The organism is Streptomyces sp. BF23-19, assembly GCF_041106355.1.
Classification (GTDB): Bacteria; Actinomycetota; Actinomycetes; order Streptomycetales; family Streptomycetaceae; genus Streptomyces; species Streptomyces virginiae_A.
In genome coordinates, this window is sequence record NZ_JBGBPT010000082.1 from 1 (window position 1) to 12,153 (window position 12,153).

The 12,153-nt window shown below is 73.2% G+C and carries 15 protein-coding genes; 8 read left to right on the forward strand and 7 right to left on the reverse strand.

Annotated elements, in window-relative coordinates; all coding sequences use genetic code 11:
- Positions 1–823 (reverse strand): sensor histidine kinase (locus tag AB8A24_RS34150; RefSeq protein ID WP_369478441.1); only part of this gene is annotated, 823 nt, incomplete at its 3' end.
- A 134-nt stretch (positions 824–957) separates the two neighbouring features.
- Here AB8A24_RS34150 and AB8A24_RS34155 point away from each other — a divergent pair.
- The 3 genes from AB8A24_RS34155 to AB8A24_RS34165 all read left to right on the forward strand — a co-directional run bounded on the left by AB8A24_RS34155 (position 958) and on the right by AB8A24_RS34165 (position 5,632).
- Entirely contained in the window at positions 958–1,668 is a 711-nt protein-coding gene (locus tag AB8A24_RS34155) for an ABC transporter ATP-binding protein (protein WP_328964717.1), read from the forward strand.
- On the forward strand, positions 1,665–3,977 hold the full coding sequence (locus AB8A24_RS34160; RefSeq protein ID WP_328964716.1) for an ABC transporter permease: 2,313 nt from the start codon (positions 1,665–1,667) through the stop codon (positions 3,975–3,977). The genes AB8A24_RS34155 and AB8A24_RS34160 overlap by 4 nt, the downstream gene beginning before the upstream one ends.
- A gap of 176 nt (positions 3,978–4,153) precedes the next feature.
- Positions 4,154–5,632: a condensation domain-containing protein gene (locus tag AB8A24_RS34165; RefSeq protein ID WP_369478442.1), complete on the forward strand. Its 1,479-nt coding sequence runs from the start codon at positions 4,154–4,156 to the stop codon at positions 5,630–5,632.
- Positions 5,633–5,754: 122 nt separating this feature from the next.
- Here the strand turns inward: AB8A24_RS34165 and AB8A24_RS34170 are convergent, their stop codons facing one another.
- Together AB8A24_RS34170 and AB8A24_RS34175 are read right to left on the reverse strand one after the other, a co-directional pair.
- Positions 5,755–6,975 carry an RNA polymerase sigma factor gene (locus tag AB8A24_RS34170; protein WP_328966086.1) on the reverse strand — a complete coding sequence of 407 codons (1,221 nt, stop codon included), beginning with the start codon at positions 6,973–6,975 and terminating at the stop codon, positions 5,755–5,757.
- 67 nt (positions 6,976–7,042) lie between these two features.
- Complete coding sequence (locus AB8A24_RS34175) at positions 7,043–7,402, reverse strand: YciI family protein (protein ID WP_030722852.1); 360 nt, start codon at positions 7,400–7,402, stop codon at positions 7,043–7,045.
- Between the two features lie 313 nt (positions 7,403–7,715).
- On the opposite strand from AB8A24_RS34175, the gene AB8A24_RS34180 reads away from it, so the two are divergent.
- Entirely contained in the window at positions 7,716–8,081 is a 366-nt protein-coding gene (locus AB8A24_RS34180; protein ID WP_328964714.1) for a hypothetical protein, read from the forward strand.
- Between the two features lie 104 nt (positions 8,082–8,185).
- Here the strand turns inward: AB8A24_RS34180 and AB8A24_RS34185 are convergent, their stop codons facing one another.
- Positions 8,186–8,455 carry a hypothetical protein gene (locus AB8A24_RS34185; protein ID WP_328964713.1) on the reverse strand — a complete coding sequence of 90 codons (270 nt, stop codon included), beginning with the start codon at positions 8,453–8,455 and terminating at the stop codon, positions 8,186–8,188.
- 118 nt (positions 8,456–8,573) lie between these two features.
- On the opposite strand from AB8A24_RS34185, the gene AB8A24_RS34190 reads away from it, so the two are divergent.
- Positions 8,574–8,912: a co-chaperone YbbN gene (locus AB8A24_RS34190; protein ID WP_266387422.1), complete on the forward strand. Its 339-nt coding sequence runs from the start codon at positions 8,574–8,576 to the stop codon at positions 8,910–8,912.
- Here AB8A24_RS34190 and AB8A24_RS34195 read toward each other — a convergent pair.
- Positions 8,830–9,426: a DUF4872 domain-containing protein gene (locus AB8A24_RS34195; RefSeq protein WP_328964712.1), complete on the reverse strand. Its 597-nt coding sequence runs from the start codon at positions 9,424–9,426 to the stop codon at positions 8,830–8,832. The genes AB8A24_RS34190 and AB8A24_RS34195 overlap by 83 nt on opposite strands.
- 133 nt (positions 9,427–9,559) lie before the next feature.
- Here AB8A24_RS34195 and AB8A24_RS34200 point away from each other — a divergent pair, with 133 nt between their 5' ends.
- Both AB8A24_RS34200 and AB8A24_RS34205 read left to right on the forward strand, forming a co-directional pair.
- Positions 9,560–9,913: a DUF1304 domain-containing protein gene (locus AB8A24_RS34200; RefSeq protein WP_328964711.1), complete on the forward strand. Its 354-nt coding sequence runs from the start codon at positions 9,560–9,562 to the stop codon at positions 9,911–9,913.
- A gap of 98 nt (positions 9,914–10,011) precedes the next feature.
- Entirely contained in the window at positions 10,012–10,569 is a 558-nt protein-coding gene (locus AB8A24_RS34205) for a TetR-like C-terminal domain-containing protein (RefSeq protein WP_328966085.1), read from the forward strand.
- Positions 10,570–10,648: 79 nt separating this feature from the next.
- Here the strand turns inward: AB8A24_RS34205 and AB8A24_RS34210 are convergent, their stop codons facing one another.
- Both AB8A24_RS34210 and AB8A24_RS34215 read right to left on the reverse strand, forming a co-directional pair.
- Complete coding sequence (locus AB8A24_RS34210) at positions 10,649–10,855, reverse strand: cold-shock protein (protein WP_030722872.1); 207 nt, start codon at positions 10,853–10,855, stop codon at positions 10,649–10,651.
- 242 nt (positions 10,856–11,097) lie between these two features.
- The gene (locus tag AB8A24_RS34215) at positions 11,098–11,466 is read right to left on the reverse strand and encodes an HGxxPAAW family protein (protein WP_328964710.1); all 369 of its coding nucleotides are present in this window, start codon (positions 11,464–11,466) and stop codon (positions 11,098–11,100) included.
- Positions 11,467–11,572: 106 nt separating this feature from the next.
- On the opposite strand from AB8A24_RS34215, the gene AB8A24_RS34220 reads away from it, so the two are divergent.
- Positions 11,573–12,067: a MarR family transcriptional regulator gene (locus tag AB8A24_RS34220; protein ID WP_328964709.1), complete on the forward strand. Its 495-nt coding sequence runs from the start codon at positions 11,573–11,575 to the stop codon at positions 12,065–12,067.
- Positions 12,068–12,153: the final 86 nt, after the last annotated feature.

The window sequence follows — 12,153 nt, forward strand, 5'->3', positions numbered from 1 at the left end:
GGCCACCGCCGCCGAGGCGGCGGCGGGCGTCGAGGTCGCCGCCGTAGACGGCGACGCGCTCGCGCAGGCCGAGCAGTCCGCGCCCGGTGCCCTCGGCCTTCGGCCCGGTCGGGCCGCCGCGCGCACCCGGCCCGGACCCCGGCGCGTCCCCCGTCAGCACGCTGGGTCCGCTGCCCAGCACCTCCACGCGCAGCGCGTGCTCCTGGTACCGCACCGTCACCTCGGTCCGGCCTCCGTCCCCGTGCTTGAGCGCGTTCGTGAGCGCCTCCTGGATGATCCGGTACGCAGTGACGTCGATCCCGGCCGGGAGCGGGCGCGGCTCTCCGGAGATCCGGACCTCCACCGGGAGCCCGGCGAAGGCGAACCTGTCGATCAGCGGGCTGAGCCGGGCGAGGCTGGGCTGCGGCGCCGGCCGGTCGGCGGCGGTGGCCTCGTACGGTTCGTCCGCGCCGTCCTGTGCGGGGGCCAACAGGCCCAGCAGGTGCCGCAGTTCGGTCATCGTGTGCCGCCCGGCCCGCTCCACGGCACCCATCGCCGCCGCGGCCTCCTCGGGCATGGTGGCGAGCACCTCGCGGGCGGCGCCGGCCTGGACCACCATCAGGCTGACGTTGTGGCTGACGATGTCGTGGAGCTCCGCCGCGATCCTGGCCCGTTCGGCGTCGACGGCGCTGCGGGCCGCACCCTCGCGCTCCCGTTCCAGCAGCCAGCCGCGTTCCTCCAGCGTCACGCGGTGGCCGCGCCGGGCCCTCCGCAGGGCCTCCCCGAGCACACCGGCCACGGCCGCCGACACGCAGGCCGCGACCACCGCGATGATCAGCCCCATCTCGAACTCCCCCGCCCCGTAAGCCTGGAGGCCATTGTGCCGGACGGCCGGCATACATCCCCAGGATGACCTGCCCGTACGGTTACATCCGGGGGCCGACGCCCCACCCGCGGGCTCCGCCTTAGGTTCGGGCCATGACAACTGATCATGACATTGCACGGCAGGTCGTCGTACGGCTGGAGGGTGTGCGCAAGGAGTACGGCGACGCGAAGGCCCTGGACGGTCTGTCGCTGGAGATCCGGGCCGGGGACGCGGTGGCCGTGATGGGCCCGTCCGGCTGCGGCAAGTCCACCCTGCTCAACATGGTGGCCGGGCTCGACCGGCCGACCTCGGGAACGGTCGAGGTGCAGGGCCAGAACCTGGGGACGCTGAACGAGACCGGGCTGGCGCTCTTCCGGCGCCGGCACATCGGCATGATCTTCCAGTTCTTCAACCTGATCGACGACCTGCCGGTCCTGGACAACGTGGCCCTGGCCGCCCAGCTGACGGGCACCCCGGCCCGGCAGGCGCGCCGTCGGGCCCTGGAACTCCTCGACGAGCTCGGCGTGGCGGACCGCCGCAACACCTATCCGGCGACGCTCAGCGGCGGTGAGCGCCAACGGGTCGCCGTGGCACGGGCCCTGATGAACCGTCCGGCGCTCCTGCTGGCGGACGAGCCGACCGGCGCCCTCGACAGCCGTTCGGGCGAGCAGGTGATGGACCTGCTGATCGATCTCAACCAGATCGGCCAGACCCTGCTGATCGTCACGCACGACCCACGGTTGGCCGCCCGGTGCGCAAGCCGGCTGGTCGAGGTCGCCGACGGCCGGGTCGCCCGGCAGAGCGCGCTGGAGGCGACCGCGTGAGCGCCGTGTGGCGGGCCTCGCGCGCGGCGGTGCGCCGGCGCGGGCTCCAGACGTTCGTGATCGGACTCGTCGTGCTCTGTTCGACCACCACCGTCCTCCTCGCGCTGGGGCTGCTCGACGCCGCGTCCAGCCCCTTCGACAAGGCGTACGCCGCCCAGCGCGGCCCACACACCGTCGCCACCTTCGACACGGCGAAGGCGTCGCCGGAACAGCTCGTGCGGACCGCCCGGCAGCCCGGGGTGGAGGCCGCGGCGGGGCCGTTCGGGCAGAGCGTCCTGGCCGTCCCCGCGGGCTGGCTGTGGATGGCGGGCGGCTCCCTCACCGTGGTGGGCCGGGCGGACCCTGGGGGCCCGGTGGACCGGATCGAGCTGCTGGAGGGCCGTTGGGCGACCGCGCCCGGCGAGCTGGTCGTCGGCTGGCCCTCGGAGGGCTCACCCGGACCCCAACTCCTGGGAACCAGGCTGGAGGTACCAGGATCCGCGCCGCTGACGGTCGTCGGGGTCGCGGCCTCGATGAGCAGGTCGGCGGGTGCGTGGGTCTCGCCCGAGCAGATGACCGCCATGCGTCCGTCCGCCGCGCAGATGCTCTACCGCTTCACGCACTCCTCGACGGACGCACAGCTGGCGTCCGCGCTGGCCGGGGCGACCACCGAGCTGCCCGAGGGGGCGCTGACCAGCGCGCAGACGCATCTCGCCCTGAAGCAGGCCTTCTCGGCACTGGCCGATGCCTACCTCCCCTTCATGACGCTGTTCGGTGTCCTGGGCCTCCTGGTGTCCGCCCTGATCGTCGGGAACGTCGTCAGCGGGGCGGTGGTGTCCGGGTACCGGCACATCGGTGTGCTCAAGGCGCTGGGCTTCACCCCGAACCAGGTCGTCGCCGTGTACCTGACGATGACGGCCGTGCCCGCGGTGGTCGGCGCCGTCCTCGGCACCCTGCTCGGCAACGCGCTGGTCGGCCCTGTCCTCAGGGTCGCGTTCGCCGGGGTCGAGACGGGCGGGGCCGCCGTCGGCGACGTCGGTGCGTGGGTGTCCGTCGTCTGTCTGCTGGGGATGCCCACTCTCGTCCTCCTCACCGCCCTGATCCCCGCGCTACGGGCGCACCGGCTCCCGGCGGCCCGGGCGATCAGCGCGGGCGGCGTGCCGCGGACCGGGCGCGGGCTGCGCATCCAGCGCCTGCTCGGCGGCAGCCGGCTGCCGCGTCCGGTCAGCCTGGGCCTGGGGCAGCCCTTCGCCCGGCCCGGCCGCACGCTCCTGACCATGGCGGCCATCGTCCTCGGGGTCACGACGGTGACCCTGGCGACCGGGCTGACCAGCACGATGCTCGCGTTCGGCGAAGCCGGTCGGGGCGGCGACGGTGCCCGGGTCCATGTGGAGGTGGGCGGACCGCTCAACGGCCGGCCCGCTCCCGTACTCGGTGACGGCCCGACCGAGGAACGGCTGCGGTCCCTGCCCCACGCGACCGGAGTGCGGGCCCGCGGGCTGGCCCAGGTGAGCCTGATCGGGCAGAACCGGCCCGTCTTCGCCAACTTCTACCGCGGGGAGGAGAACGCCTCGGCCGCGGACCGGATCGCCCGGGGCCGGGAGGCCCGGGCGGCCGGTGAGATCACGGCCGGGCCCGCCTTCCTGACCCAGCGCGGGCTGAAGGTCGGCGACCGGGTCACCCTGACGCTGAACGACAGGCAGGTGGCCGCCACCGTCGTGGGTGAGCTCGTGGAGGGCAACGCGCTGGCCCTGGACGCCACCTGGCAGACCTTCGCCCAGCTGTCGCCGGACGCCCGCGCCGCCGAGTACGAGGTGCGCCTCGCGGTCGGGGCGGACGTACGGGCGTACGTCGAGGCGGCCGAGGCGATCGACCCGAACCTGCGCGTGTCGGTGTTGGACGGCCGGAACGCCGGGACCATCACCGTCGTCGCCTTCTCGTCGGTGTTCACGGTCCTGCTCAGCATCGTCGCGGCGCTCGGCGTCTTCAACACCGTCCTGCTGAGCGTCCGGGAGCGACGCCGGGACCTCGGCATGCTCAAATCGATCGGGATGACCCCGCGGCAGGTGGTGGCGATGACCGTGACCTCGGTGGCCGGCGTGGGCGCGGTCGGCGGGCTGCTCGGGGTCCCGCTCGGACTGATCGCGCACCGGCTGGTCGTGGACAACGTCGGGGTGGTCAGCTTCCCGGAGTCGATGAAGGCCGTCTGGGACGCCCCGCTCGTGGCCATCCTGCTGCTGACGGGGGTCGTGACCGCCGTCCTCGGCGCGCTGGTTCCGGCCCGCTCGGCCGCCCGCATGACGATCGCGTCGGCCTTGCACACCGAATAGGCCGTGCCCCGGGGCGGGTTGAACCCGCAACCGCCATGACCCTGGCCGCCCACCTGAACCCCCCGTGAACTCCCGCTGACGCCCCGCTGCCGGACCGGACCGAGCGAATTCGTCACTTCCCCGGGCCGGGGGTCGTTAGGGCCTGGGGGTTGACTCGGGGGCGAAGGGATGACGGAATGCGGCAGTTTCCTCTGGAGATGCACCACATGGCACCCGGCCGGGTGGTCGAGTGGCGGCTCAGGTCCACGGCGGCGGAGGCCGCCGAGACGGGTGACCCGGTGGGCAGGAAGGCGTCCTTCAACCAGGACAAGCACTTCACCGTCGCCGAGGAGAGCAGGGCCGCCGACGACCCGGTCGCGTCCTGGGTCGCGGTGACCTTCGAAGTGGCCGGCCCGCTGGACGAGCAGGCCCTGGCGCAGTCCCTGCTCTCGTTCGTCCAGCGGCACGAGGTCCTGCGGTGTGCGTTCCGCCGCCTGGCGGGCGAGGTGGCCTGTGAGCCCTTCGACCCCGCCTCACTGACCCTCGAACCCCAGCAGGTGGCCACCTTCGAGACCTCCGACCTGCTGCGCGCGTTCCTCGTCGAACGGTTCAAGCGGAGCATCGACACCCTCTCCTGGCCGCTGTTCGTCATGGGTGCGGTGGAACGCGAGGACTCCGCGACGGTCTACCTCGCCTTCGACCACATCGTCTGCGACGGCATGTCGATGCCGATCGTGGCCCGCGAGGTGTCGACCGGGTACGAGGCCCTGTGCCGCGGCGAGCGCGTCGAGCTGCCGCCCGCCCCCAGCTATCTCGACTTCGCCGAGGAGCAGCGCCGGCGCTACCTGTCCATCGACGCCCGCGACGAACGCCTCGACCACTGGAAGGCGTTCATGGGGGAGGCCGGCGAGTTCTTCCCGCGTTTCCCCCTCGACCTGGGCGTCGAGCCGGGCCGGATGTACCCGATCGTCAACGAGGCCTCCACCCTCCTGGACGCCGCCGAGGCCGAGGTGTTCGAGAAGACGTGTCTGGCGGTCGACGGCAAGCCGTTCATGGGGGTGCTCGCCTCGGTCGCCGTCTGTCTGCGCGAGGCCGGCGGCCCGGGCGTCTACCGCGGTCTGATGCCGGTCAGTGAGCGCGGCAGGGACACCTGGGCGCATTCGGTCGGCTGGTTCGTCAACACCCTGCCCATCGAGTTCGACGCCTCGCCCGGCCGGGACTTCGCCCAGGTCATGGCCTCGGTGCGGGCCGGCTTCGGCGAGATGATGCGCCATCTCGACGTGCCGTTCGTGCGGGCGTGGGAGTTGCTGGCGCCCGAGGAGTTCGCCGCCCGTTCCTGGCCGTACCCGGTGAACTTCTTCTCGTACATCGACATGCGCAAGTGTCCCGGGGCCGAGCGCCACGACGACTGGCGGCCGACCACCCATGTGTGGTCGGGGCGCGCCAACGGGGCCTGTTCCTGGTTCCAACGGGACACGGAGGGGCTGCACATGAACTCCCTCTACGTCGACACCCCGGCGGCCCGCCGGACCCTGGGCGACTTCCAGGAGGCGCTGCGCCTCACCGTGCAGGAGATCTCCCGGTCCGGCGGATTCCGTCGGCCCATCGCGCTGACCGCGCCGCGACGGCCCGTACGGACCCCGCTGGACATGGCGGCGTTCGCCCGCCGCGGCTGAGCTTCGGCCCCGGGGCCAGGCCGGTCGGGCCGCTGCCCGCGGCCCGGCCGCCGGGGCGCTGACCCTGGGGACCCGCACCATCCAAAGATGGGCGCGGTATGTCGACCGGAGCGCGTCGCCGCTCAGAGGCGGGCCGCACGGCCCAGCAGCAGTGTGCGTTCCTGGGCGTTGCGGGTGAGGGAGGCCGCGCGCTCGAACTCCGCTCGGGCCTCCTCGCTCCGGCCCAGCCGCTCCAGCAGGTCTCCCCGTACGCTCGGCAGCAAGTGGTAGGCGCGCAGGGCCGGTTCCCGGGCCAGGGCGTCGACCAGCGGCAGGGCCGCCGCCGGGCCCTCGGCCATCGAGACGGCCACCGCCCGGTTGAGTTCCACCACCGGGGACGGGATCAGCTGGACGAGCCGCCCGTACAGCGCGGCGATCCTCGGCCAGTCCGTGTCCTCGTAGCGGACCGCCGCCGCGTGGCAGCCGGCGATCGCGGCCTGGACGGAGTACGGGCCGTTCCCGGCCCGGCCCAGCGCCCGGGCGCCCCGGTGGATGAGCATGCGGTTCCATCGGGACCGGTTCTGGTCGGCGAGCAGCACCGGTGCCCCGTCGGGGCCGGTGCGGGTGGCGATCCGGGAGGCCTGGAACTCCAGCAGCGCGGCCAGGCCGTGCACCTCGGGCTCCTCGGGCATCAGGGCCGCCAGTACGCGGGCCAAGCGCAGGGCGTCCTCGCACAGGGCGGGCCGGACGAGGTCGTCGCCTGCGGTGGCCGAGTACCCCTCGTTGAAGACGAGGTAGATGACCTCCAGGACCGAGGAGAGCCGCGCTTCGCGGTCGGCACCGTACGGGACCTCGAAGGGCACCCCCGCCTTGGCCAGGGTCCGCTTCGCCCGGACGATGCGTTGGGCGACGGTGGCCTCGGAGGTGAGGAAGGCGCGGGCGATCTCCTGGGTGGTGAGCCCACCCATCAGGCGCAGGGTGAGCGCGATCCGAGCCTCGGTGGCGAGGACGGGATGGCAGGAGGTGAAGATCAGGCGCAGCAGGTCGTCGTCGATGTCCTCGGGGTCGGCCGGCTCGGCGGGCGGTGGCACGTCCTCCAGACTCCGGCCGACCTCCGCGAGCTTGCGCGCGTAGGTCTCCTTGCGGCGGACGAGGTCGATCGCGCGGTGCTTGGCGGTGGTCATGAGCCAGGCGCCGGGCCGGTCCGGGACCCCCGCCCGCGGCCACTGCTCCAGCGCCGCGACGAGGGCGTCCTGGGCGATCTCCTCGGCGATGCCCACGTCCCGTACGACACGGGCGACCGAGGCGATGATCCGCGCGGACTCGATCCTGAACACCGCTTCGACCGCCTGGGCCGCACTCACTGCCGTCACGGCCACCCATCAGAGCAGCCGTGACGAGGCAGGGCAAACGCGGCGCGGGCGCGCGGGATCACATCTCCTGGATCTCCCGGACCTCGGCGCTGATCTTCCATTCCACCGGGTGGATCTCGAGGAAGCGCCGGGTCCACTCGATGGCCTCGGCCTTGTCCTTGCACTGGCTGAGGGAGTAGCCGCCGACGACCTCCTTGGTCTCGGTGAAGGGGCCGTCGGTGTAGCTGATCTTCCCGCCGGACCAGCTGAGGCGGGTGGCCTCGGAGGTGGGGAGCAGTCCGGCGGTGTCGAGCATGACGCCGGCCTTGGTGATCTCCTCCAGGAGGGCGCCCATGCGCTGCTCGAACTCGGGCGGGAAGGCGGTGTCGGCGGGCAGGTCCTGCTCGTTGATGCGGATCATCGTCAGGAAGCGCGGCATGGTGACTCCTCGGTCGGGAGGGCGGGGGCTCTCCCCGCCTCTCACCCTTGCGTCGAACGGGAGACGCCCGGATCGACAGCCTCCGGGAAATTCTTCGAAGATTTTCCCGGGGCGGCCACCGCGACCCCCCGTCCGACCGTAGATCCGGGCCACCCGGGTGGCCCGGACCAGGGCGTTCGGGCGGCCGGACCGGGATGTCACGGCCGGCTCTCGCGGGGCCCGATCTTCCGGCCGCTCGACCGCACCAGCGGCCACTCAGCGGCTACTCATGAGTAGGATCGCGGCCCCGGACCCCTTCGAGAGGACCCCCCCGATGCCCCGCGCCTCCTCCCCCCTCCTGCTGGCCGGCCTGCTGGCCACGGCGGCGGTCGCCCACGCGGCCGCGCCCGGGAAGTTCGACGCGACCGTGCCCCGTTCGCTGCCGGGCAGCCCGCGCGCGTGGACGTACGCGAGCGGGGCGGCCGAACTGGCCCTCGCCGTCGGGGTCGCCCATCCGCGCACCCGCCGGGTGGCCGCGCTGGCCACCGCGGCCTTCTTCGTCGGCGTGTTCCCGGCGAACGTGAAGATGGCCGTCGACGCGCGCCACGGCTCCCCCCGCGCCCGGGCCGTGACGCTCGGCCGACTGCCCCTGCAGGTACCGCTGGTGCTCTGGGCCCGCAAGGTGAGCCGGGACGCCTGAAGTCGCGGACCGGCGGACCGGTCGCCGGACCGGTCGCCGAGCCCGTATCCGAGCCCGCGGCCCCGCCCGCGGCCGCGCCGGTCCCGACGGGGCGGGCCCCGCCGTCAGCGGCTGTCTCCCGTCCAGTCCCAGTGGCCCGGGTCCCCCGTGCGGCGGCGGTAGTGGGCGCGGCCGCCCGCTCCGTAGCGTCCTATCTCCGTCGGGAGCCTGGCCTCCTCCGCGAGCTGGGGCGCGCTCCAGCCGGTGATGTCCAGGAGGAGCCCGTCGAGCGGCCCGCCGACCAGCTCGCCGTAGGTGTGTCCGGATCGCGGTCCGGGGTCGGGGTCCTCGTGGTCGGCGCCGTAGACCCGGCGCCGGAGCATCCTGTCGTCCATACCGCTCAGCTTCACAGCCACCACTGACAACGGCCCCGGCGGCCGCGGTCCGGTGCGGCGGCGATGATGGGGGCCGCCCTCCCGATCCGGGGAGGCGCACGAGCGAGGAGCGACACGTATGGCACGTCGGGTGCACCAGCCACTGGAGAACCAGGAGTTCGACTTCATCCTCTCGATGACGACCGGACCCGTTCTCGCGTACTTCTGCGGCACCTGGCCCAAGGCCGTCGAGGCGTGCCGCGCGATGGACGTCGTCGTCGGGGAGCTGACCGAGGAGTACGGCACACGGTTCACCGCCGTCCGCACCGACATGACCCGCTGCCCCGAGCCGACCAGGCGTTACGGGGTGACGGGCGCCCCGACCGCCGTGCTCATCAAGGACGGCGAGGCGGTCGCGAGCCAGGCGGGACCGATGACGCGCGAGGAGTTCCGCGCGTTCCTGGACGCCCACCTCTGAGCACCGGGGTTCGGAGCAGGGTGACGGCCCGGCGTTCCAGGGCGAGGGAGCCGTCCACCAGGGCGGCGAGTTCGTCGAAGAGGGCGCGCGACCCGGAGGCGCCCGCGTCCGGGTCGGCCGCGCGCGCCGGCTCCGCGAGCCGGGACCAGTTGCCGGCCGAGTCGCGGAACAGGGCGGCCGCCTCCGGCCGTCCCGCAAGGTCGAGGAAGTCCGCGTAGAGCGGGCGGCTGGCGCCGGGGGCGGTCCATTCCTGCTCCAGGCACGCGTACAGCCGCCGGGTCCCCGCGAGGAACGCCTCCGGGGAGCCGAAACGCCGCTCCCAGCCGGTCCTGGTACGGACGTCGCGCAGCTGGGCGGCGAGCTTCTCCATGCCCGAGAAGCCGAAGTTGACGTCGAACCTGTTGCCCAGCACGGGCCCGGTGAGGCGGGCGGCGGTGGCGGCCACGGCCCCGTCGATGTCGGGGGCTCCGACGGCGGCGCCGGTGGGCTTCGGCAGGGGTGCCTGCTCGCTCATCGGGCCAGCGTAGCCGCGAGGTCCGACAGCCGTACTTCCTGTACAGTTGTCCAGGAAATACCGACCGGTATACCGGTCGGTACGCAGCCCCGCACACCGACCCGTACACCGACCCCGAGAAGTGGAGGCGGCCATGCACACGGTCGCTCAGATCCTGATCGGCCTCGTGGCCGCCCTGCACGTGTACTTCATGGTTCTGGAGATGTTCCTGTGGCAGCGTCCCCCGGGGCGCGCGCTGTCCGGCTTCGACGCGGACACCGCCCGCCTCACCGCACCGCTCGCCGCGAACCAGGGCCTCTACAACGGCTTCCTCGCCGCCGGCCTGGTCTGGTCGCTCGTCATCGACTCGCTCGCCACCCAGATCTTCTTCCTCGTCTGCGTGATCGTCGCCGGGATCTACGGGGCGGCCACCGCCAACCGCCGGATCCTGGTGGCCCAGGCCCTGCCCGGCGCCCTCGCCCTCGGCGCGGCGCTGCTGGCCTCGTGAGCCCGGCGGAACCGCGCACGGAGGGTCCGCGCACGGAGGACCCGCGTACGAAGGACCCGCGCGCCGAGGACCCGCGCACGGCCCGGACGAAGGGGCGGCTGCGGACGAGCCTGCTGGCCGAGTGCGCCGATCGGCCGCTCGCCGAGGTCAGCGTCTCGGCGGTGGTCCGCCGCGCGGGCGTCGGTCGTGCCACCTTCTACCTGCACTACGAGGACCTCACCGCGCTGGCCGTGGACGCGTGCGCGGACGTGGTGCACGCGGCGGTCGACGCCCTGCACGCCTGGCAGACCGGCCCGTCACCGCTCCCCCCGGTCCGGCCCCCCGCCGCACTGGCCGCCTTCCTGACGGAGGCGGCCGGCCGGGCGCCGCTCTACCGGACCCTGCTGCTTCCGGGCGGCGACGGCCCGCTCGGCAGGCGCCTCCACCGGGAACTGCGCGCCCGGGCCGTGGCGGAACGGGCCGCGGTGGGCGCCCCATACCCCGAGCTGGTCGGGTCGGCGGTCGCCGCCGCGTTCACCGGCGTCCTCGCGGACTGGCTGCACGAGGACATCCGGGCGGATCCGGAGGCCTTGGCGGACCACCTGTGGCGGCTGTTGATGGCCCTCCACCGTGCGATCGGGCCCGGCGGCGGACCGGATCCGTCCCGGACGCGGTAGCGCCGCCGCCCGGAACGCGCGAAGCCCCGCCGGGCGGACCGGCGGGGCTTCGCGTCACGGGCTCGGCTCGTGAAGTGGACTACCTGAGGGGAACCACCTTGTCGGCCTGCGGACCCTTGGGGCCCTGGGAGACGGAGTACTCGACGCGCGCGTTCTCCTCCAGCGACTTGAACCCGGTGGTCTCGATCGCGGAGAAGTGCACGAACACGTCGGGGCCGCCGTCGTCCTGCTGGATGAAGCCGAACCCCTTCTCCGAGTTGAACCACTTCACGATGCCTGTTGCCATCTGGCTGATCCTTCACAACGTTCCACTGCGGGCCGCACACGCGGCCGTCTCGATCCTGCCCAACGGTCCCCCGGAGCACACGCTGAACGCGGCCGACCGGGGCAAGCCGTACATTCGAACTTCTGGCCGCGTTGTCCGCGAAACGAGGGAGCGGATCGCTCGGAAGCCCTTCAAGAGGCCCCCAAGAGGCCCTTCGGAAGGCGCTTCGGGAGTCACTTCGGAAAGGCTCGGCGCCCGCGTGTTCACGCACCGCCGTCCGCGGCGGGCAGCGACGCGGCGGTTCGAGGCCGAGGGGTCGCCGCGAGGGCCCGCCGCGGTCCGCCGACGCGGCAGCCCAGGCAGTCGGCATGCCCCGCGTGGGCGCCGGTGTCCCGGGTGCGCCAGTCCCAGTCGGCTTCGGGCCGGGGTCCGCTCGGCTTGCCCCATCCGGCGAGATGCAGCAGCCAGGTGACGATCCCGGCCACGACCACGGCACCCAGGCCGAGCCAGATCCCGGGGGCCCAGGCCGCGCACACGGCGGCGCCCGCTCCCGCGAAGCCCAGCAGGGCCAGGGTGGTCCCGGTCCAGCCGGCCACCGTGTGGCCGAGGTCTACGTGGCCGTGCGCGCTCATGATTCTCCCTGGTCCGACCGTCAGCAGTACGCTCGAGAGCGTGAAGCTTATTTCGCGAGGTAAGCATCTCACTCACTAAGTAACTTAGACCCTAAGGAGTATTTGGGTGCAGGGCAAGACCCGCCCCCCGGCCACGGCCGGCGAGGCGATTGCGCGCATGGACCAGTACGTCGCCCTGGGCATCGTCGGCCAGCAGGAGGTGGCGCAGCTGCTCGGGCTCAACGTCACCGACCTGACCTGCCTGGGGCACATCCTGGGCGCCGGGGAGACCCCGCTCGCCGCCGGTGATCTCGCCGGACTCCTGGACCTGACCACCGGAGCCGTCACCGGGGTGCTCAACCGCCTCGAACGCGCCGGATACGCGCGGCGCGTCCCCGACCTGGCCGACCGGCGCCGGGTCCGGGTGGTGGCCGACCCCACGGCCGCCGCGCGGGTCATCGCCGTCTACCAGCCGATGTACGACCGGCTGGCCACCCTCTTCGCCGACTACACCCCCGACGAGATCGCCGTGATCGCCGACTGGTTCGGCCGCGCCGCGGTCGAGATCCGCGCCCACTGTGCCCAGGTGCGGTCGGGGGAACTGACCGCCGGGGAGGTTTAGGCCCCGCTGGTACCATGGGCGGTTGACCATCTTCTTCTTTCTTCCCCTCCTTCTTTCTGCTTCGAAAGGTCCTGCATGAGGAATCC